Origin of the sequence: Chryseobacterium sp. GM_Chr_2 (assembly GCF_026540445.1) — a bacterium.
Classification (GTDB): Bacteria; Bacteroidota; Bacteroidia; order Flavobacteriales; family Weeksellaceae; genus Chryseobacterium.
The window spans coordinates 326,478-349,105 of sequence record NZ_JALNUD010000002.1; the positions used below are offsets into that span (position 1 = coordinate 326,478).

Sequence of the window (22,628 nt, forward strand, 5' to 3'; positions counted from 1 at the left end):
TTCCTTTTATAATTAATGTAAACTTGGATTTATAAAAAATAAATTTTAATTTTTTATAATAAACCGGCAAAAAGGCAGCTAAGGTATAGCGGTCAGCCCATTCTTTTGCCAGCCAAAAGACTACGGCATAAACGGTTTCCTCCCTAAAGGTACCCTCCAATTATTCCGTTTCCTTTAGAGTTTAGAAAATCGTTTAATTGAGAGTTTTCGGTCTTCGTTAAATCAATGAAGCTAATCGAGAAAGATATTTTCAATACCGTTATACCTCCACCATAAGTATTGACCTTTTCCATGTCCAGATTTCCTAATTATACATTGAGAATTGGAATATTGGCGTAAAATTTATTAATTTAAAAAATAACATTGCTTTTATATCGAGAGGTTAATATATTCAGGGCTGTAATGTGGAAAGATTTCAAGAACAACTATGAAAAAGCGATGAGAAATCTTAATTTGAGTACTATTATTTTATTTCCGTTGTAAAATCAAAATAGAGTAGTGGGAGATATCATTTAAAGCTTTGTAGAATTTTTTAAAATAATTCATATAAATAATTTTAAGAAATTTCATTATTTGCAATTTTATATTAGCTTACGTGCAGAAACGGTAATAAAAAATATGAGTTTTTATCGTTTTTTTTATTTAAAAGTGTTTTTTTTACACTTGTTTTTTATTTTTTTTGAAATATTTTTTTGAAATTCTTATCATATTTTTTCTGTAAAAAACTTCAGTATTTTATTATTAATATTTTCCTAATAATTGCTTGTAAATTGATCTGTTACAATGTTTTTAAGTGTAGGTTAAATGATAAGCTTATCATGTTTTATATGTGAATGTTTTCATTAAAAATCGATATGTAAATTACTGATATTTAATTGTTAATGAAAAAAATATTTTTTTTATTCAGTTGAATTTTTATATTTGTGATGTTACGTAAATGTTAACATCTCCATGAGCCCAAATTTTATACATACCTATGTTTCTGTTGACTGTGTCGTTTTTGGATTCGACCATGAAAACAGATTGAATATTTTATTAGTGGAAAGACATCTTGATGAAGAACGCCAGATAAAGCTTCCCGGAAGCCTTATTTTCAGTGATGAGGATGTGGATGATGCCGCAGAAAGAGTACTGCATGAGCTTACAGGAATTAAGAAAATGGTTCTGAAACAGTTTAAGTGTTTTGCAGATCCTATGAGGGCAAATAATGAGAATGATATCAAATGGATGGGAATAGAGTACAAGCACCATATTGACAGAATCATTACGGTGGCTTATCTCTCTCTTTGCAAGATAGATCATAAGATTAACAGTACAAAATATGCTACGGTAGATTGGTTTCCCATTGACGAGGTTCCTTCTCTGCCGTTTGATCATAATAAGATTATTAATGAGTCTTTAGTAGAGGTAAGAAAATGGATAGAGCTTGATTTTTCTATCATTTTTGAGCTTCTTCCAAAGAAATTTACCATCAGACAGCTCTATCAGCTCTATAGTGCATTGAGCGAAAAACGGATTGATATTAAAAATTTTCATAAAAAAATTTCCTCATTCAATTACATTATTCCTTTGGAGGAGATTGAAAAAAATGTGTCACACCGTGCAGCAAGATATTATAAGTTTGATGCCAAAATTTATAAAAAAAACAATACTAAACTAATAAAATAATACTTTTTAAAACTATATGTACTTACTAGGCTATGATATCGGCAGTTCTTCTGTGAAAGTTTGTCTCATTGAGGCATCCAGCGGAAAAGTGATCGCCTCTGAATTTTCTCCTAAAAAAGAGATGAAAATCACTGCGATCCACCCTGGTTGGGCAGAGCAGAACCCTGTCGACTGGTGGACAAACCTGAAGCTTGCTCATGAAGCGGTAATGCACGAATCCGGAATACATCCTGAAGATATCAAAGGAATCGGTATTACATGGCAGATGCATGGTCTTATTTTAGTAGACAAAGATCAGAATTTATTAAGACCTTCCATCATTTGGTGTGACAGCCGCGCGGTTCCTTATGGTGAAAAGGCTTTCAAAGCAATCGGGGAAGAAAAATGTTTATCTCATTTACTAAATTCTCCCGGAAACTTTACGGCTTCAAAATTAGCCTGGGTTAAAGAAAACGAACCGGAAATTTTTGAAAAGATTGATAAAATAATGCTGCCGGGAGATTATATCGCGATGAGACTTTCCGGAGAAATAGGAATAACGATTGAGGGCTTATCTGAAGGAATTTTCTGGGATTTTAAAAACAATTGTATTTCAGAAGATGTCATCAATTATTATGGAATTCCAAAGAGCTTTTTCCCTGAAATTATTCCAACTTTCGGAATTCAGGCGACGGTTTCTGCTGCTACAGCTCAGGAATTAGGTTTAAAAGAAGGAACTCCGATTTCTTATAGAGCGGGAGATCAGCCGAATAACGCTTTATCATTAAATGTTTTCAATCCGGGAGAAATTGCTTCTACAGCAGGTACTTCAGGCGTTGTTTATGGAGTTTTAGATAAATTAGATTACGATAAATTATCAAGAGTAAATACTTTTGCTCACGTTAATTATACCGAAGAGCTTACAAGACTTGGAGTTTTGCTTTGCATCAATGGAACAGGAATTTTAAATTCTTGGTTAAAGCACAACTTTGCAACATCCTTATCTTCTTACGGGGACATGAATGACTTGGCATCACTTTCACCAGTTGGAGCTAAAGGTTTAAGTATCATTCCTTTCGGAAACGGAGCGGAAAGAGTGCTTGAAAATAAAGAAACGAACTGTTCGATCCACGGAATTAATTTTAACATTCATACAAAAGGAGACATCTTGCGTGCAGCGCAGGAGGGAATTGTGTTCTCATACGAGTACGGAATGGATATCATGAGGAATATCGGCATGGATATTCAGGTAATCCGTGCAGGGAATGCCAATATGTTCTTAAGTTCAATTTTCAGGAAATCACTGGCCGGAGTGAGTAATGCTGTCATTGAGCTTTACGATACAGACGGAGCGGTAGGTGCGGCAAGAGCGGCAGGAATGGGAATCGGTTTTTATGCAGATTCTAAGGAGGCTTTTTCATCATTGGAAAAAATAGCAGTAATAGAACCTGAACATGAAAAACGGGAACAATATTTAGAAGCCTATGAGAGATGGAAAGATCATCTTAAAGAAATAATCTAAACACACTTATAACGGAAATTTTCCATTGCACTTATTGAATCTTCAGAATCAGTGAGCAGGAAATGTTACGTCAAATTTTAACGATAAATTAAAATAATAAATAAAATATATGAAGACTTTAACAGGTACAAAGGAGTTTTTTACAGGTATCGACAAAATTAAATTTGAAGGAAAAGAAAGCAGAAATCCATTAGCTTTCAGATATTATGACGCGGAAAGAATCGTCATGGGAAAACCAATGAAAGACTGGACTCGTTTTGCAATGGCTTGGTGGCATACACTGTGTGCAAACGGTAGCGATCCATTTGGAGGGCCTACTATTCATCATCCTTGGGATATCGGAAATGATGCGGTAACAAGAGCAATACATAAGATGGATGCCGGTTTTGAATTTATGTCTAAAATGGGCTTCAATTACTACTGTTTCCACGACATCGATTTAGTAGACCCAGCAAACAATTGGAAAGAATACGAAAAAAATCTTCAGGCAATTGTAGAATACGCAAAACAGAAGCAACAGGAAACCGGGATCAAGCTTTTATGGGGAACAGCAAACGTTTTCACGCATGAAAGATACATGAACGGAGCTTCTACAAACCCAAATTTTGATGTGGTGGCTTGCGCAGGAACTCAGGTTAAAAATTCAATCGATGCAACAATTGCTCTTGGCGGTGAAAACTATGTTTTCTGGGGTGGTAGAGAAGGTTATATGAGCCTTTTAAACACAGATATGAAGCGTGAAAAAGATCATTTGGCACGTTTTCTTTCAATGTCGAGAGATTATGCTCGTCAGCAAGGTTTTAAAGGAACTTTTTTAATTGAACCAAAACCAATGGAACCTACGAAACATCAGTACGACTACGATTCTGAAACGGTGATTGGTTTCTTAAGACATTACGGTTTAGACAAAGATTTTAAATTAAATATCGAAGTGAACCACGCAACTTTAGCGGGGCACACCTTCGAACACGAACTTCAGGCTGCGGTAGATGCAGGGCTTTTAGGAAGTATCGATGCAAATAGGGGAGATTACCAAAATGGATGGGATACAGACCAGTTCCCGATAGATTATTATGACATGGTTCAGGCTTGGTTGGTGCTTCTTCCGGCGGGAGGTTTAGGAAATGGCGGAGTAAATTTCGATGCTAAAATCAGAAGAAATTCTATTGATGCGGAAGATTTATTCATTTCTCATATTTCAGGGATGGATGTTTTTGCTAAAGGGCTTTTGGCTGCGGCAGATATTCTTGAAAATTCGGATTATAAGAAATTGAGAACAGACCGTTACGCTTCTTTCGACAATGGAAACGGAAAATCTTTTGAAGATGGAACACTTACTTTAGAAGATCTTCAGAGAATTGCTCACGAAATTGGCGAACCACAGCCGAAAAGCGGAAAACAGGAACTGTTTGAAGCGATCGTGAACATGTATATCTAAAAAATAGAAGAGACTGTTAAACACTAAGGATTCTCGAATGTCAATTTTTTAACAGTCTTTTTTTTCAACCCAACATTTAAAATTAAAACTTATGAATCGATTTTATTTTGGCGGTAATAAGGCAGCATTATTTTTTGCAATGGCCTTGTTACCTTCAGGGATGGCTTATTCCCAGGTTAAAAAAGATACTGTACAGAAGGAGAAGAAGATAGAAGAAGTGATTGTTATAGGATATGGTACTCAGAAAAAAGAAGCTGTTACTGGATCTGTAGCCTCATTAAGCGGAACAGCCATCAAGGAAGTTCCATCTGCAAATATTACAGAGGCTATACAAGGGCGTCTTCCAGGGGTAGATATCGGAAGAACCTCTACCAAACCTGGAGCTGTTCAGCAGATAAGAATCAGAGGAGAACGATCTTTAACGGGCTCAAATGATCCTTTGATTGTATTAGATGGTATCCCGTTTGTAGGATCGTTAGGCGATATCAGTCCTTCAGATATTAAAACTTTAGATGTTCTTAAAGATGCATCAGCAACGGCAATTTATGGTTCCAGAGGAGCAAATGGAGTAATTATTATTACTACAAACAGAGGCGGAAAGGGGCAACGGGCAAGATTTTCATATAATGGTTATACAGGATTTCAGACGATATTTTCGAAATATCCTGTCATGAGTGGGGACAAGTTTGCTAAACTGAGAGCTGACGCTAATTTATTTACAAATGGACCTGATGAAATCAACGGTACAAATACCGATTGGCAGGATCTGTATTATGGTGTGGGGCTGATGATGAATCATGATGTGGCAGTATCAGGAGGTACAGAGAAAGGAGGGTATAATTTTGGAGTGGCTTATTTTCAGCAAAATGGTGTTGTGCCTTTACAAACTTACAAAAGATTATCCATTAGAGGAGCGTTGGACCAGGAGATAAATTCTTGGTTAAAAGTTGGCTTCTCTACAAATTCTAATTTCTCAATCAATGATTTCAATGGCATCAGCGGTGCGCCCGTTTTAGGATATTCACCATTAACAAGCCCATATCTTGCCGATGGATCGTCGAGGTTGAGAACTACTTTTGCAAATCAGGATCAGACGGCATTACAGACCAGATCAATTTTAGAAAATTTAGGAGATGCATACGCTGATCGCACCAACGCATTCAGCTCCTATAATAATCTGTACGGAGAAATAAAAATCCCATCTGTTGAAGGCTTGAAATACAGATTAAATGTGGGGCTTACCTATAGAAATTCGAACAGTGGCTATTACCTTGGAACTGGGGTACTAAATTATCAGCCGACAACCGCTTCGTCAGCAAGTATCGGAAATTCTTTGACAAGTCAATGGGTAATCGAAAATTTAATTACCTATGACAGAACGTTTGGCAAACATAAAATTAATGCTACGGCTCTTTACTCGGCCGAGCAAACTCGATTCAACAGCTCATCTATTGCCGCCCGAGATGTTCCTCTAGATGCATTTCAATATTTTAATTTAGGCCATGCACAAGGGGAAATAACTATAGATCCCAACAATCAGGGATATTGGAGAAGAGGTCTGATGTCATTCATGGGAAGAGTGATGTATCAGTTTGATAATCGTTATATGTTAACAGCAACGGTAAGATCAGACGGCGCTTCAGTATTGGCTAAAGGCCATCAGTGGCATACCTATCCGGCAATATCAGCAGGTTGGAATGTTGCTAATGAAAGTTTTTTAAAGGATTCAAAATACATTAATACATTGAAGTTAAGGGCAGGTTTCGGACAAACATCAAACCAAGCTGTTGCCCCGTACACAACGTTTGGCAGCCTAAGTACAACACCTTATAATTTTGGAGCTGCAAATGCAATTGGAAATTATGTAAACAGAGCGCCAAATGCGTCACTGGGTTGGGAATTTTCTAAGACATGGAATTATGGAGTTGACTTCTCAATTTTTAACAAAAGAATAAGTGGTACAGTTGAATATTATGTTACTAATACTGAAAAACTATTACTAGATAAACAGCTTCCTTCATCAAGTGGTTTAAATCTTGTGTTGCAGAATGTGGGAGCTTCGCAGAATAAAGGTCTGGAAGTCTCTTTGAATGCTTTGATTTTTGACAATCCCAAAGGTTTTAGTTGGGAAGTGGGAGGTAATTTAGCAGCAAACAAAAACAAAATCACAGCATTGGCATCTGGGCAGGACAGAAATGTTAATAATTTATGGTTTGTGGGGTACAACATCAATGCAATATATGATTACCAATATATTGGTCTTTGGCAGCAAGGCGATCCATATCTGAATATTTTAGAACCACAAGTAGGTGCAGCGCCAGGAATGATCAAAGTTTTGTATACAGGAGGCTATAATGCAGATGGGACGCCTGTACGAGCAATTAATGAGGCAGACAGACAAATAATAAATACAAATCCTGATTTTATTGGTGGTTTTAATACTAGACTGGCTTATAAAAACATTGATCTGAGTGTTGTCGGAGCTTTTCAAAAAGGAGGGGTTCTTATTAGCACAATTTATGGCTCAGCCGGATATCTGAACAGGTTAACAGGCCGAGGGAATAATGTGGATGTAGATTATTGGACTCCCGAAAATACAGATGTAAGATATCCTAAACCAGGAGGATTATTAAGTGGGGATAACCCTAAATATGCATCAACTCTTGCTCTTTTTGATGCATCTTTTGTAAAAATCAGAACAATTACTTTAGGATATAATTTTAATAAAAGCACTCTTGAAAATTTAGGTGTAAGTAATCTAAGATTATATGTAACGGTACAAAATCCATTTGTTTTCGGTTCGCCATATTACAGACATTCCGGAATGGATCCTGAACCAAACTCAAGAGGAAATGAGAATCAGGCTGTTAATTCGTACAAAGCGAATCAGTTAGTTATAGGAACAAACAACCCAGCTACCAGAAATTATCTCTTGGGTCTTAATTTAACCTTCTAAAATTATAAGTCATGATTAATTTAAATAAAAAATTCATTGCTGCTTTATTTTTAGCTTCAATAGCATTTACAACAACAGGGTGTAATGAGATTTTGGACGAACAGCCTAGAGGGATTTATACTCCGGAAGATTTCTCTACAGAAAGAGGAATATCGCAGGGAGTAACTTCATTGTACAGACAGTTAAGACTACTTTATGGAAATGGATACTGGCTTAATGCTAATATGACAGGTACAGATGAGGCAACATGGGGGCAAAGTGCCGATGGAAACTTTAAAGATCTCGATATGACGGGGGGTGCAGGAAGTATCAATTCAAATACCTTTCCTACCAGTATGGTATGGGGATCTGTATTCCCGTCAATTAACACTGCAAATGGAATCATACAGAACGGATCTGGAGCAGGTATAGCAGAATCATTAATTTCAGAGGCAAGATTTTTCCGCTCGTTCTACTATTTCTTATTGGTTCAGACTTATGGTGGTGTACCTCTAGATCTTGGGTCTGGTGAGCTTACTTTTAATATTGATCCAAAAACAACTTCAGTGAGAAATACTGTTACAGAAGTGTATACTAAAGCTATCTTCCCGGATTTGGTAAAAGCGATTGATAATCTTCCTGTTGATCCTCGTGTAAAAGGAGGGGTAACTAAAAATGTGGCGAGATTATATTTAGCAAAGGCATATTTAACATATGGATGGTGGCTCCAAAACCCAAACAGTATCCCTACTTACCCTGAAACATCCCGTACCGATCCGGATGGTCACAATCCTCAATGGTACTTTCAGAAAGCTTATGATATTGCAATGGATGCTATCAATAATCCTGGGCAGTATGCCTTACAGCCAACTTACTATGATGTGAACAGAGGTGACAACGATCGTAATAGTGAATGTATGCTGTATGCAGATCATACAGAAACCAGTGCCTATTTCAATGAAGGGGTTATTCAGGCAAGTTATGGTGACGGATGGTCTCCGAATAACTTTGCATCATGGATGATGACCTGGAATTATACCAATCTTAAAAGTAGTACTTCTGCGACAACTTGGTCTGCAGCAAGTTCTGTGCAGCGTGCAGCGTTTCAGCCATTGGGAAGACCTTGGGTAAGAATGGCTCCAACCATTGAGGTTATTAAAAATACATTTGCAGATAAAACAAATGATTCTCGATACGACGGAACCTTTACAACCGTATATAGAGGAAACTGGCATAAAGAAGGAACTGGGCTTACGAATGTAACCACATTGTACAATGCCAATAACCTTCCGATACACGCAAATGATGCCGTTTTAACATTTCTAAATGATGATTCCCAAACTCCAACCTATCCAACCACAGCCGATCAGAGCGGTGTGGGGGCAGGTACCCTTCCTGGTAGAGCAGACTGGGTGATTGCTCCAAGTGGTATCAGTAGAATTGTTTATCCCGGTATCTGGAAAATCGGACCATATAGAACCGATAATGGAAATGGTTTAGGGTATCCCAATCCAAGTCATACCCGTCCTTTTTATGCCGCTAAATTCTCTGAATTGTACTTTATTGCAGCGGAAGCTGCCGTGAAGGGGGCATCCGGATCTATGTCGGCAAGAGATTTAATTAATGTGATACGTGGACGTGCTGGAAAATGGAAATTTAATAATGCACAAAATGCATCGTATGTTGTTGATAACAGTGCTACTATGATTGCAGCCACACCTTCCACAATAACCATTGATTATATTCTTGCAGAAAGATCAAGAGAATACTTTGGAGAAGGATATAGATGGTACGATCTAGTGAGAACTCAGACGTGGGCATCAAAGTCAGCAACCTATTCTATTGGAGGTGCGAATTATGGAAATCATACACCGCAAACAGTTACAAGGACTATTCAGCCTTTCCATTATCTAAGACCTATTCCTCAAGGACAGCTCGATGCTATGGAAGTATCTGCAGATATTAAAGCAAAATATCAGAATCCTGGTTATTAGAAATTACTTAATTTCACATTTCATATATAGTTCACAGGGCAGATTCTAAAAACATCTGCCTTGTTTTTCAATTAAAAATTTAAATGGTATGGAAAAAACATGGCGTTGGTTTGGGAAGAACGATAAAATTAAATTACAGACCCTTCGACAGATCGGTGTAGAAGGTATTGTTTCTGCACTTCATAGTGTTCCCAACGGAGAGATTTGGAGTTTGGAGGCTATTAATGATTACAAAAAATATATAGAAAGTCACGGCCTTCGCTGGTCTGTTGTGGAAAGTCTTCCCGTAAGCGAAGCAATCAAATACGGAGGTGAAGACCGTGATTTTTTGATAGAAAATTATATTAAAAGTCTCGAAAACTTAGGAAAAGCAGGCATAAATACGGTTTGCTATAATTTTATGCCGGTTTTAGACTGGGCAAGAACAGATCTTTTCCACGAATGGGAAGACGGATCTTCGTCACTTTATTTTGATAAAGCAAGATTTGCTTATTTTGAAATTCATATCCTGAAAAGAGAAGGAGCGAAAAACGACTATAATCAGGAAATCCTGGAAAAAGTTGAACTATTAAAAAGCACGCTCACAGAAAAGGATAATAATGATCTGATAGATTCTGTTATTGTAAAAACACAGGGATTCGTTAACGGAAATATTAAAGAAGGGGATTTAAATCCTGTAGAAAAGTTCAATAATTTATTGGCTTTATATGACGGAATTGATAAAAACCAACTTCGGGAAAACCTAAAATATTTCCTTGAAAAAATAATGCCTGTTTGTGAAGAATGGAATATCCAGATGTGTGTGCATCCCGATGATCCGCCTTTCGCTTTATTAGGTTTACCGAGAATTGTAACTAACGAAGAAGATATAGACTGGTTCCTGAATGCTGTGGATAATCCCCACAACGGATTGACTTTCTGCGCAGGTTCTTTGAGTGCCAATCTTCAGAATGACGTTCCGAAGCTGGCTCAGAAGTTTGCCCACAGAACAAAATTCGTTCACCTCAGAAGCACCAATGTTTTCGAAAACGGCGATTTCATTGAAGCACATCATCTAGGCGGAAGAGGAAAATTAATTGACGTAATTCGTGTATTCGAAAAAGAAAACCCGGATTTGCCAATGAGAATCGACCATGGAAGATTGTTGTCAGAAGATATCGATAAAGGTTATAATCCCGGCTATTCTTTCTTAGGAAGAATGTTGGCTTTAGGACAAATCGACGGTGTGATGGCAGCTGTCAATTCTGAATCAAGATAAGGAGAATCCGAAGGGTTCAATATCAGTAACCGTAGGTGTAACCTAGAGCAAAACAATCCAACGAACCCGAAGGGTTCAATATTATCATTTATCAATCATCATTTATCAATAATTAAAAATGAACGAAATATTCAGCATAAAAGATAAAGTAGCGGTCATTACAGGTGCTTCCGGCGTTTTGGGAGGAAGCCTTGCCAAAAGTTTTATCGAAGCGGGAGCAAAAGTAGTGGCTTTGGGAAGAAATCAGGAAACGTTGGATTCCCGCATAAAGGAACTTACAGATTTAGGAGGTGATGCATTTGCCGTTGAAGCGAATGTAATGAACATCGAAAGCCTCGAAAATGCATCAAAGAAAATCATAGAAAAGTATGGTAAAATAGATATTTTGCTGAACATTGCCGGAGGAAATATTCCTTCAGCAACATTATCTCCAGAGCAGTCATTTTTCGATATGAACATCAGCGGATGGGATGAAGTGACCGATCTTAACATCAACGGAACCGTTTATCCAAGCTATGTTTTCGGAAAAGTGATGGCAGAGCAGAAAAGCGGAAGCATCGTGAATATTTCCTCAATGGCAGCTTATTCTGCAATTACAAGAGTAGCTGGATACTCGGCGGCAAAATCAGCAATTACAAACTTTACACAATGGTTAGCTTCTGATTTAGCTTTAAAATTTGGAGATAAAATCCGTGTCAATGCCGTTGCTCCCGGATTTTTCATAGGAGATCAAAACCGTGCCATTTTACTGAATCCGGATGGATCTTTAACAGATAGAAGCAAAAAAGTAATGGCCAAGACACCAATGCAAAGATTTGGAGAAGTGGAGGAACTCAACGGAACAATACAGTTTCTCTGTTCGGATGCGGCAAGCTTCATTACAGGAGCTTTAATTCCTGTCGACGGCGGCTTTAGTGCATTCAGTGGCGTTTAGAACGTAGTTATTTTCTTCATATAGTTAAGACCTTAATTATTTTTTGGTTAAGGTCTTTTTTTATAACAATCCTAATAATCTAAAAATATAATAATGAAACAGAGACTAATGCAATCGATTTTTTCAGCACATAAAAACGGCATTATTGCAGCAGCAGCTCTACTGTCGACGACCAGCATCTCAGCCCAGACATTCACCGATTTTCAATATAAAGGAAACGACAAAATATACAACGACAATCCTTTAAAATCAGACGAATTCTATTCCCCGATTCTTCAGGGCTGTTATCCCGACCCAAGTATCACCAAAAAAGGAGATGATTATTACTTAGTAAACTCTTCTTTTTCAATGTTTCCGGGTGTTCCGATTTTCACTTCCAAAGATTTGGTCAATTGGAAGCAGGTTGGGCACGTTCTCGACAGACCTTCTCAGTTAAAAGTTGAAAAAGGTGGCGTTTCTCACGGAATTTACGCACCAGATATCAAATACAACAAGTACAACGACACATTTTATATGATTACCACTCAGATTGCAGGTGGAATCGGCAATATGGTCGTAAAAACTAAAGACCCGGCAAAAGGCTGGAGCGAAGTCCAGAAACTGAATTTCGACGGTATCGATCCTGCTATTTTCTTCGATGATGACGGAAAAGCTTACATCGTTCACAACGACGCACCACCACAGGGAACAGTGCAATATCAAGGTCACCGCGTCATCAAAATGTGGGATTATGATTTAGAAAAAGACCAGGTTGTCGAAGGTTCAGACAGAATTATTGTAAACGGTGGCGTTGACCTTTCTCAAAAGCCAATTTGGATTGAAGGCCCGCATTTATACAAATACAAAGGAAAATATTACCTGATGTGCGCAGAAGGCGGAACCGGAGGCAACCACAGCGAAGTGATTTTTATGGCAGATTCTCCGAAAGGACCGTTTGTTCCCGCTAAGAATAATCCAATTCTTACCCAGAGATATTTTCCTAGAGACAGAAAAGAAAAAGTGGATTGGGCAGGTCACGCCGATTTGGTGGAAGGCCCGAACGGACAATGGTACGGTGTGTTTTTGGCCATTCGTCCCAACGAAAAAGGACGTGTAAATCACGGTAGAGAAACCTTCATTCTTCCGGTTGACTGGAGCGGAACGTATCCTGTGTTTCAAAATGGCTTGGTTCCGATGAAACCAAAATTAAAAATGCCACAAGGCGTTCAAAACCAAACCGGACAAAATGGATTTTTCCCGAACGGGAATTTCACGTATGATGATAAACTGACCGATAAAAACCTCGATTTCCGCTGGATTGCAATGCGCGGACCGCGTGAAAACTTCATTACGACTACGAAAACGGGTGTAAAAGTGAATCCTATGGGAACGAATATCAAAGCCTTGGCTCCGATTTCATCTTTATTCCACAGATTGCAGCACGAAGATTTTGAAACATCCGTGACACTTGATTTTAAACCTAAATCTGAAAAAGAATTGGCTGGAATTACGCTGTATCAAAGCGAAACATTCAATTACGTTTTCGGTATTACGAAGAAAGATAAAGATTTCTACATTGTTTTGGAAAGAACTGAAAAAGGTGAATCTAAATTAATTGCAAGCGAAAAAATTTCACTTTCAAAAAATATAAAATTTCAGATTACAGGAGAAAAAGATGAAATCAGCTTCAATTATTCTTTTGGTGGTAAAAGCTTCAAAAATCTAGGCGGCGCGGTTTCCGGAGATATCCTTTCTACCGATGTTGCGGGAGGATTCACAGGAAGTTTGATTGGTTTATACAGTACATCTTCAAATGATATTGTTCCGAATTAATTTAAATATTCTAAACCTTCAAGGTTTGTTTAATAACATCAAATTCAAAACCGTGAAAATTAATAAATCATTTTATATAGTTTCTATTTTGGGATTTATCGGGCTGAATCACCTTTCAGCCCAGATAAATCACTCTGAAAAGGCGATAACTCAATTTATCAATCCAATCATTTGGGCAGACGCTCCGGATTTATCGATCACAAGAAACGGCGATGATTTTTATCTGATAAGCACCACAATGCACCTGATGCCGGGCGCTCCGGTAATGCATTCTAAAGATCTGGTCCATTGGGAAATGTCTAGCTATGTTTTTGACACCTTAAATGACAATTCCAAATATGATTTGATAGACGGAAGTGTTTACGGACGAGGACAATGGGCTTCTTCCATACGTTTTCACAAAGGAAAATATTACGTTCTGTTTTCCCCGAATGATGAGCCTTTCAAATCTTATTTCTATGTTACAGATAATCCTGAAAAAGGAGATTGGAAATTGATTACAAGAACCAGACATTTTCACGATGCATCTTTGCTTTTCGATGATGACGACAGAGTGTATGTCTTCACTTCCAACAAAGTTTTTGAGCTGAGCCCGGATTTTAAAACCATTATCGGAAATCAGGACGGAATAGAAGTTTTCCAGAAAGATGAATCGGAAACCGGACTTTTGGAGGGCAATCAAATCATTAAAAAAGATGGAAAATATTATATGATGATGATTTCCTGGCCGAGAGGCGGAAAACGTCGTCAGGAAGTTTACAGAGCTGATAAAGTAACCGGACCTTACGAGAAAAAAGTTATTCTTGAAGACAATTTTCTTGGATTTTCCTACGCCGGACAAGGTGCTTTGATTGACGATAAAAATGGTAATTGGTATTCACTGATTTTCCAGGACAGAAATGGAGTAGGACGAGTTCCGATTTTGCTCCCTGTGAAATGGGAAAACGATTGGCCAATTTTAGGTGATAATGGAAAAGTTCCTTTGAAAGGTGAAGTTCCATTAGCTCCATTTAAACCCAAAAATCATTTGGTAGAAAGTGACGAATTTTCTAACAAAAAGATGAAAATCCAGTGGCAGTGGAATCATAATCCTGTCAATTCAGCTTGGTCTTTATCCGACAGAAAAGGCTTTTTAAGATTAAAAACCAATAAAGTCGTCGATAATCTGTACCTCGCTCCGAATACGTTGACCCAAAGAATGGAAGGTCCGAAATCCAGTGGTATTGTTGCTCTGGATGTGAAAGTTATGAAAGATGGTGATGTTGCAGGTTTCAGTGCTTTCAACGGCGATTCAGGAATTTTATCTGTAATAATGGAAGATGGTAAAAAGTTTATTGTTTTTTCAACCAATGAAGTCAGTTTAGATAGTAAAAATAAGGCGGTTACAGGTGTTAAAAAAGATGAAAAAAAGAGAATTCCTCTGAATTCTGACAAAGTCTATTTTAAAATTGATGCCGATTTTAATCTCGGAAAAGATTTGGCCGATTTTTATTACAGCACCGACCAGAAAAACTGGACCGAAATGGCAAAAGATTACAAAATGATTTTCGATTATCGGAGATTTTTTATGGGTTCAAAGTTTGCGATTTTCAATTATGCAACCAAAAATCTGGGAGGTTTTGTAGATGTTGATTTTTTCAGAGTGAATATAAGTTCGGAATAATTAGAGTTGAATAATTTGGGCAGCTTTATCCGCCTTCCGCTCTCAATCTTTTTTGCAGATGATTTCAGATTAAATAGAACTAGAGTACAAGCAAAAAAGGATTTCCGCTCAAGTCGGGCTGCAAAAGATTCGCTATTTGAAAGAAAATTGATGTTCTGTAGGAGCAGCAATCTGTTAATAGAAAAAAATAGTCATCACAACAAAGCCTCGTAGAGGCGACCTGTTAATTGCGGCAATGATAATTAACATTAAAAATGTAAAAAGATAAAACCCTTGTCAGTCTTTTTTTTATCTAAATTAATAAGTGTAAAAAATACAAATAAAAATCATGAACAAATCCATCATATTAGCAGTAAGTTTCGTATTATCCGGAATGTTTGTTTCGGCACAAACTCTTGATAAACAAGCTCTAAAGGGTTTTGATATTGAAAACTCAACCATTTCCCACGGAAAAATCGATACGATTCAATACACATCAAAAACCGTTGGAACTACACGGAAAGCTCTGATTTACACACCGCCGGGATTCAAAAAAGGGGAAAAATATCCTGTTCTCTATCTTCTTCACGGCATTGGCGGAGATGAAAAAGAATGGTTCAATCAGGGAAAACCGAATGTTATTCTGGACAATCTTTACGCACAGGGAAAGCTGCAACCGATGATTGTCGTTTTGCCGAACGGCCGTGCGATGAAAGATGACAGAGCAACAGGAAATATTATGGCTCCGGATAAAGTCGAAGCCTTCGCAACTTTTGAAAAAGATTTGCTGAATGACCTGATTCCGTTTGTAGAAAAAAAATATCCTGTCAAAAAAGACCGTGAAAACCGAGCTTTAGCCGGTTTGTCGATGGGAGGCGGACAAACACAGAATTTCGCTTTCGGCAACATCGATAAATTTGCGTGGCTGGGCGCATTTTCTTCAGCACCCAATACAAAAGAACCGAATCAGCTTTTGCCGAATCCACAGGAAGCATTGAAAATGAAACTTATATTTATTTCCTGTGGTGATGCGGACGGATTGATGCCTTTCAGCAAAAGAACCAGCGATTATCTGAAGAAAAATAAAATCCCGCATATCTTCTACATTGAGCCAGGCGGTCACGATTTCAAAGTCTGGAAAAATGATTTATATATCTTTTCACAGCTCTTATTTAAGTCTGTTGATAAAACTAAATTTGATGGATTTACCGTCTTAGGAACGCCTGCAGCAACCAATATCAGGAATGCGCAGTATCCTCAAATCCTTCCCGATGGAAGAGTGATGTTCAAGGTAAAAGCGCCGGAAGCGCAAAAAGTTCAAATCGATTTAGGAAAAAAATATGACCTCAAAAAAGACGCAGATGGCTTCTGGACAGGAACGACGGATGTACAAAGGGGAAGCTTTCATTATTATTCTTTGCTGATTGATGGTGTTGCGGTTGCAGACCCATCCAGCAAGACTTTCTATGGAATGGGAAGATACGCCAGCGGAATCGATATTCCTTTTAATGGCGATGATTTTTATGCTTTAAAAGACGTTCCGCACGGCGATATCCGCATCAAAAATTTCTATTCCAAAGTGACCAATTCTTGGAGACGGGTTTTCATCTACACGCCACCGGGTTACGACCAAAATTCTTCTGAATCTTATCCGGCATTGTATATTTTACACGGCGGAGGAGAAGATGAAAGCGGTTGGGCGAATCAAGGTAAAACCAATCTGATTTTAGATAATCTGATTGCGGAAGGGAAAGCTAAAAAGATGGTTATCATTATGCCGGATGCCAATATCGGACAAGGTGGAATCCGAAACTTTGGCGAGCGCAATCTCCAGATGTTTGAAAAAGAGCTGAAAGAATCCATCATTCCCTTTGCCGAATCCAATTACAGAATAAAAAAAGGCAAAGAAAATCGTGCTTTAGCCGGACTTTCTATGGGCGGAATCTATACATTATATACAGGAATTCAGAATTCGGATATGTTCTCAAGCTTGGGTGTTTTCAGTTCTGGATATATGTTGCCGATGCTTCAGGACGTTGCCGATAAACAGTACAAATTTTTAAATGAAAATAAATCTGCATTTTCATCCAACGTTAAAAATTTCTGGATTTCAATGGGCGGAAAAGACGATATCGCTTACGAAAACGGTCAGAAAATGCTGAAAGAACTGGATAAAATAGGAATTAAATATTCGTACCGAGATTATCCTGGAGGTCACAGCTGGCAGGTTTGGAGAGACAGTCTGCATCAGTTTGCACAGGAGCTTTTTAAGTAGATATAAACCTGTTTTATTCAAGTCTATGAAATAATAAACATTTAAAAAACGGTTTTGAAAAAATCTAATAAGCTACGATGAAGCATAAGAAAACAAATACATTATCAATAGTATTCCTTTTTTTTGGGCTATTAAAACTGTTGGGGCAACAAACCTCAGGAATCACAGAAAATATCATTTCAGATGATAAAGGATTCCCTATTGTTTCAAAAGAAGGAAAGGTTGCCGATTTATTTTATGACCCATCAGAAAATGTTGCCGTCATTCGCGCTGCAAAAGATTTACAGAACGATATTCAGAAAGTAACAGGAAAACTACCGAATCTATTCACCACAGAAACTTCCGGCGAATTTGAAATCATCATCGGAACAGTTGGAACCAGCAAGCAGATTGATAAATTGATTTCATCAAAAAAAATCAATGCCAAAGATTTGAAAGGAAAGTGGGAAAGTTTTGTCATTACAACCGTAGATAATTCAAAATCAAATTCAAAAAAACAGCTCATCATCGCAGGAAGTGACAGACGGGGAACGATTTACGGAATTTACGAAATCTCAAAACAGCTTGGTGTTTCACCGTGGCATTGGTGGAATGATGTTCCCGTTCAGAAACGTTCTTCAGCGTATGTCGTTCCGGGATATTTTGCTTCGGGCGAGCCAAAGGTAAAATACCGTGGAATTTTCATCAATGATGAGGAACCCGCTTTTGGAACCTGGGCAAGAACGAAATTCGGAGGCATCAACAGCAAAATGTATGCGAATATGTTTGAGCTTCTGTTGCGTCTCAGAGCCAATTATCTTTGGCCAGCAATGTGGGGAAAAGCCTTTAACGAAGACGACCCGCTTAATCCAAAAATTGCCGATGAATATGGAATCGTAATGGGAACTTCACACCACGAACCAATGATGCGAGCTCAAAAAGAATGGGGAAATCACCGTAAGGAATATGGAAATGGAGAATGGAATTATCACACCAATAAAGAAGCACTCCTGAAATTTTGGGAAGACGGATTTCGTCGTAATAAGAATTATGATAATCTCGTAACAATGGGAATGCGTGGTGACGGCGACGAACCGATGAGCGATTTGGGAAGTGCCGAAGCTAATTTCAAACAGTTGGAGCAGATAATGGCTGACCAAAGAAAAGTTATTGAAAAAGTAACAGGAAAACCTGCAAAAAAGACACCTCAGCTTTGGGCTTTGTACAGTGAAGTTTTGGAATATTACGATCAGGGAATGAAAGGTCCGGACGATGTCATTATTTTGCTTTGCGACGACAATTGGGGAAATGTACGACGACTTCCTGAATTGAATTCCAAAAAGCATCCAGGCGGTTACGGAATGTATTATCACGTTGATTTGCACGGTGCGCCAAGAGCCTATCAGTGGCTGAATATGACGCAGATTCCGCATATGTGGGAACAGTTGCAGTTAACGTACAGTTACGGCGTTGATAAAATCTGGATTTTGAATGTAGGAGACTTAAAACCGAACGAATATCCAATGGATTTCTTCCTGAATATGGCGTGGAATCCGACTTCTTTTACGCAGGACAATATTGAAAATTATTCATTGAAATTTGCTGAAGAACATTTTGGAAAGACCAATGCAAAGGAAATTGCAGAAATCATTAATCTTTACTGTAAATACAATTCAAGAGTTTCGGCAGAAATGCTGAATGATAAAACCTATAATCTTCAAAGCGGTGAATTTTTGCAGGTAAGGGATGCATATTTGGCTTTAGAAACAAGAGCTTTGAGACAATTTATCAATTTAGAGGAGGCTTATAAAGATACCTATAAACAACTCGTTTTGCATCCCGTTCGCGCAATGGCAAATCTTTACGATATGTATTATGCAGTCGCAATGAATCATAAACTAGCAACAGAAAAAGATTTGAAAGCCAATGAGTGGGCAGACTATGCTGATGAATGTTTCGCAAGAGATGCAGAATATATGAAAGATTACAACCTCAATATTTCCAATGGAAAATGGAACCATATAATGGACCAGACGCACATTGGTTACAAATCCTGGGACGAACCGAAAGAGGGAAATATCAAGCCAACCGTTTACAGAATCACGAAACAAGATGCAAAAACAGGCGGTTATATTTTTGAAGAAAAGAATGGTGTAGTTGCAATGGAAGCCGAACATTTTTTTGAGGTTAAAGCTTCAGCAAATACAAAATGTACGGTCATTCCTGGTTTGGGAAGAACACTTTCCGGCATTGCATTGATGCCTTACACCGAAAAAACGACTGGTTCAGCGATAAGCTATCAATTTAATCTTAAAAATAAACCTTCCGAGGTAAAAATTCATTTTATTTTTGATTCTACGCTTCCGTTCAAAAAAGGAGGACACAGTGTAAAAGCTTATCTCGATAAAAATAACTCAAAAACCATCGGTCTCAATCAGGATTTGAACTGGGCAAATAATTACACCAAAATGTATCCTGCCGCAGCAGCAAGAATCGTGGAAAAAGTGGAAACATTTCTTGTTCCTGCAAACCAAAACGACAATTTTACTTTGACGGTAGAACCTCTTGACCCAGGAATTGTACTGTACAAAATCATCATAGACAACGGCGGTTATGAAGAAACGTATTTGAAAATGGATGAAAGTCCTTATAAAAGATAAATATTTCAAAATATGAAAAATTTTAAAGATATTCTGTTATTATTTTTATTCATTTTTATTTCAAATCTGAATTTTGCTCAGGGTGAAACATCAAAAGTTTCAGCTAAAAGAGAATTCCGATACACCAATCCGATTACCAGGGATTCTGCCATTTCTATGCGTGATCACTTCATCATTAAGGTCGATGATTTATGGTATTGTGTGGGAACTTCCAATCCTGTTTGGGAAGGCAAAAATCCCGGAGTCCGGATGTTGGTTTCAAAAGATATGGTGAATTGGAAGCAGCATTCTTTTTTGATTGATGCTAAAAAACTACCAAAAGATTGCCCTTATGATGGTCGTTTTTGGGCTCCCGAAATTCATTTCATCAAAGGGAAATATTATCTGATTGTAAACAGTGGAAAGGTAACCAAAGAAGACCCGAAGGGAATGGCGACACACAGCGTTTGGTTATTTTCAGCCGATAAAGTGACAGGTCCATATAAACTGCTGAATGGTCCGCTCACCCCACAATATAACAATGATGCCACTTTGTTTGAGGATGAGGACGGACAGGTTTATCTCTATTGCAGCGGAAATGGATTATTTCAGGCTAAAATTGATTTAAAAACAGGAAAATTAATCACGCCCATTCAAAAATTCCTGGATAAAAAACAACCAGGCTGGCCGGAATGGATGGTTGGCGGAATCGAAGGACCTTTCGTGACTAAAAAAGAAGGTACCTATTTTATGTTTTTTTCAACTTGGACAAGAGGTTATGAAGTGGGTTTGCTGAAATCAAAATCACCTTTAGGACCTTGGGAACTCGCTTCCCCTGAACCGATTTTCGGGACCCGCAAAAAAGGTTACAGACAGCAAATGGCAAAAGATGGAGGCTATGAAAATCTGCAGTTTACAGATACTCAAGATCCTTATCAGGAAACAGGACATAATGCATTATTCATCGGTCCGGACGGAAATCTCTGGAATTCCTGCCATTATTTTATGTATGAAAAACGACCTTATCCCTACAGTCAGACCTTCGAACCTTGGGAACTGGGTCCGCAAATGGGAATCGAGCCGGTGCATTACAAAGACGGAATGTTTTACATCAATGGACCTACCTGGACGGAACAGGTTATTAAATATTAATCGAAAAAATAGTTAATATGATAAAGAAATATATATTGAATTTTGGGTTGTTATTCTTAGGAATATCAATGAATGCTCAAAACCCCATTATCCAAACCAAGTACACTGCAGACCCTGCACCGATGGTTCATAATGACACGGTTTTTCTGTACACCAGCCACGATGACTACGATGCCTTCGGATTCAAAATGAAAGACTGGTTACTATACACTTCCACAGATATGGTCAATTGGACAGACCACGGCGTAGTGGCTTCGCTCAAGGATTTTAAATGGGTAAATACCGACAACGGTGCCTGGACGCCACAGGTTGTTGAAAGAAAAAGGAAATTCTATATGTATTGTCCAATGCCCAACAATATGGGTATTGGGGTCTTGGTGGCGGACAGTCCATATGGACCTTTCACCGATCCTATCGGCAAGCCTTTGATCAAAAATTCTCTGGATGACATCGATCCCACAGTTTTAATTGATGACGACGGGCAGGCTTATCTCTACTGGGGAAATCCGAATCTTTGGTATGCTAAACTCAACGAAGATATGATATCTCTTGCTGGCCCAATTACGAAAGACCCCTCGTTTGCGAAGGTCAAAGACCAGCCAGATCCTTTCAAATATCAGGAGGGACCTTGGGCGTGGAAACGAAACGGAATCTACTATATGGCTTACGCTTCTAAATGTTGTCCGGAAGGGATTGGTTATGCAATGGCAAAATCGCCTACAGGTCCTTGGAATTATGGAGGTGTAATAATGGATGGCGACCAGAGATCCAGCGGAAATCATCCCGGTATCATAGATTTCAAAGGTAAATCTTATGTTTTCGGATTCAATCATATGCTTAGAATGCAGACGATGAGCAAACATTACGAACGTAGGTCTGTTAGTGTCACAGAAATTACCTACAATGCAGATGGAACCATTCAGAAGCTTCCTTTCTGGACTACGGATGGTGCAAAAAGAGTGGGCACTCTGAACCCTTATAAAAAAGTGGAAGCAGAAACGATGGCTTACAGCGAAGGTCTGAAAACAGAAATGGTCACAGAATGGGAACGCAATCAACCCTATAACAGAGGCAAAAAAATCACAGACCGCGTCATCGTTACCTCAATTAACAATGGTGATTATATTAAAATCCAAGGGGTAGATTTTTCCAAAGGCGTAAAATCTTTGGATGTAAATGTTGCTTCTCTTTATGGCGGAAAAATAGAAGTACGTTCAGATGCTCTTAATGGGCCATTGCTGGGAGTTGTTAACGTTACAGGAAAAGGTGAGGGCGACTTATATAAAACCATTAATACACCTCTGAAAAGTATAAAAGGAATCCACGATTTATATTTTGTTTTTAAAGGTGAAAAGGACCTTTTCTATTTTGATTGGTGGAAATTTAATTAAATCCAAATTT

The 22,628-nt window shown here is 38.2% G+C and carries 14 protein-coding genes; 13 read left to right on the forward strand and 1 reads right to left on the reverse strand.

The features are described 5' to 3' along the window. Positions 1–143 precede the first annotated feature (143 nt). Positions 144–293: a hypothetical protein gene (locus tag OXQ85_RS04835; protein ID WP_267402680.1), complete on the reverse strand. Its 150-nt coding sequence runs from the start codon at positions 291–293 to the stop codon at positions 144–146. A 658-nt stretch (positions 294–951) separates the two neighbouring features. Here OXQ85_RS04835 and OXQ85_RS04840 point away from each other — a divergent pair. The 13 genes from OXQ85_RS04840 to OXQ85_RS04900 all read left to right on the forward strand — a co-directional run bounded on the left by OXQ85_RS04840 (position 952) and on the right by OXQ85_RS04900 (position 22,618). Next, positions 952–1,668: an NUDIX domain-containing protein gene (locus OXQ85_RS04840; RefSeq protein WP_267402681.1), complete on the forward strand. Its 717-nt coding sequence runs from the start codon at positions 952–954 to the stop codon at positions 1,666–1,668. A 16-nt stretch (positions 1,669–1,684) separates the two neighbouring features. Continuing rightward, entirely contained in the window at positions 1,685–3,169 is a 1,485-nt protein-coding gene (locus OXQ85_RS04845; protein ID WP_267402682.1) for an FGGY family carbohydrate kinase, read from the forward strand. A gap of 109 nt (positions 3,170–3,278) precedes the next feature. After that, positions 3,279–4,607, forward strand: a complete 1,329-nt coding sequence (gene xylA, locus OXQ85_RS04850; protein WP_267402683.1) for a xylose isomerase — start codon at positions 3,279–3,281, stop codon at positions 4,605–4,607. A gap of 91 nt (positions 4,608–4,698) precedes the next feature. After that, on the forward strand, positions 4,699–7,563 hold the full coding sequence (locus OXQ85_RS04855) for a SusC/RagA family TonB-linked outer membrane protein (RefSeq protein WP_267402684.1): 2,865 nt from the start codon (positions 4,699–4,701) through the stop codon (positions 7,561–7,563). Between the two features lie 11 nt (positions 7,564–7,574). Further along, positions 7,575–9,536, forward strand: a complete 1,962-nt coding sequence (locus OXQ85_RS04860) for a RagB/SusD family nutrient uptake outer membrane protein (RefSeq protein ID WP_267402685.1) — start codon at positions 7,575–7,577, stop codon at positions 9,534–9,536. An 88-nt stretch (positions 9,537–9,624) separates the two neighbouring features. Beyond that, entirely contained in the window at positions 9,625–10,794 is a 1,170-nt protein-coding gene (uxuA, locus tag OXQ85_RS04865) for a mannonate dehydratase (RefSeq protein ID WP_267402686.1), read from the forward strand. A 118-nt stretch (positions 10,795–10,912) separates the two neighbouring features. Continuing rightward, positions 10,913–11,728 (forward strand): SDR family oxidoreductase, encoded by an 816-nt coding sequence (locus OXQ85_RS04870; RefSeq protein ID WP_267402687.1) that lies wholly within the window; start codon positions 10,913–10,915, stop codon positions 11,726–11,728. A 93-nt stretch (positions 11,729–11,821) separates the two neighbouring features. Beyond that, complete coding sequence (locus OXQ85_RS04875) at positions 11,822–13,540, forward strand: glycoside hydrolase family 43 protein (protein ID WP_267402688.1); 1,719 nt, start codon at positions 11,822–11,824, stop codon at positions 13,538–13,540. A gap of 52 nt (positions 13,541–13,592) precedes the next feature. Next, on the forward strand, positions 13,593–15,203 hold the full coding sequence (locus tag OXQ85_RS04880) for a glycoside hydrolase 43 family protein (protein WP_267402689.1): 1,611 nt from the start codon (positions 13,593–13,595) through the stop codon (positions 15,201–15,203). Positions 15,204–15,531: 328 nt separating this feature from the next. Beyond that, positions 15,532–17,457, forward strand: coding sequence for an alpha/beta hydrolase-fold protein (locus OXQ85_RS04885; protein ID WP_267402690.1), 1,926 nt, complete (start codon positions 15,532–15,534; stop codon positions 17,455–17,457). Between the two features lie 77 nt (positions 17,458–17,534). Further along, positions 17,535–20,096, forward strand: a complete 2,562-nt coding sequence (locus OXQ85_RS04890) for a glycosyl hydrolase 115 family protein (protein ID WP_267402691.1) — start codon at positions 17,535–17,537, stop codon at positions 20,094–20,096. A 12-nt stretch (positions 20,097–20,108) separates the two neighbouring features. Then, entirely contained in the window at positions 20,109–21,227 is a 1,119-nt protein-coding gene (locus OXQ85_RS04895; protein WP_267402692.1) for a family 43 glycosylhydrolase, read from the forward strand. Between the two features lie 17 nt (positions 21,228–21,244). Continuing rightward, entirely contained in the window at positions 21,245–22,618 is a 1,374-nt protein-coding gene (locus OXQ85_RS04900) for a glycoside hydrolase family 43 protein (RefSeq protein WP_267402693.1), read from the forward strand. The last annotated feature ends 10 nt before the right edge of the window (positions 22,619–22,628 follow it).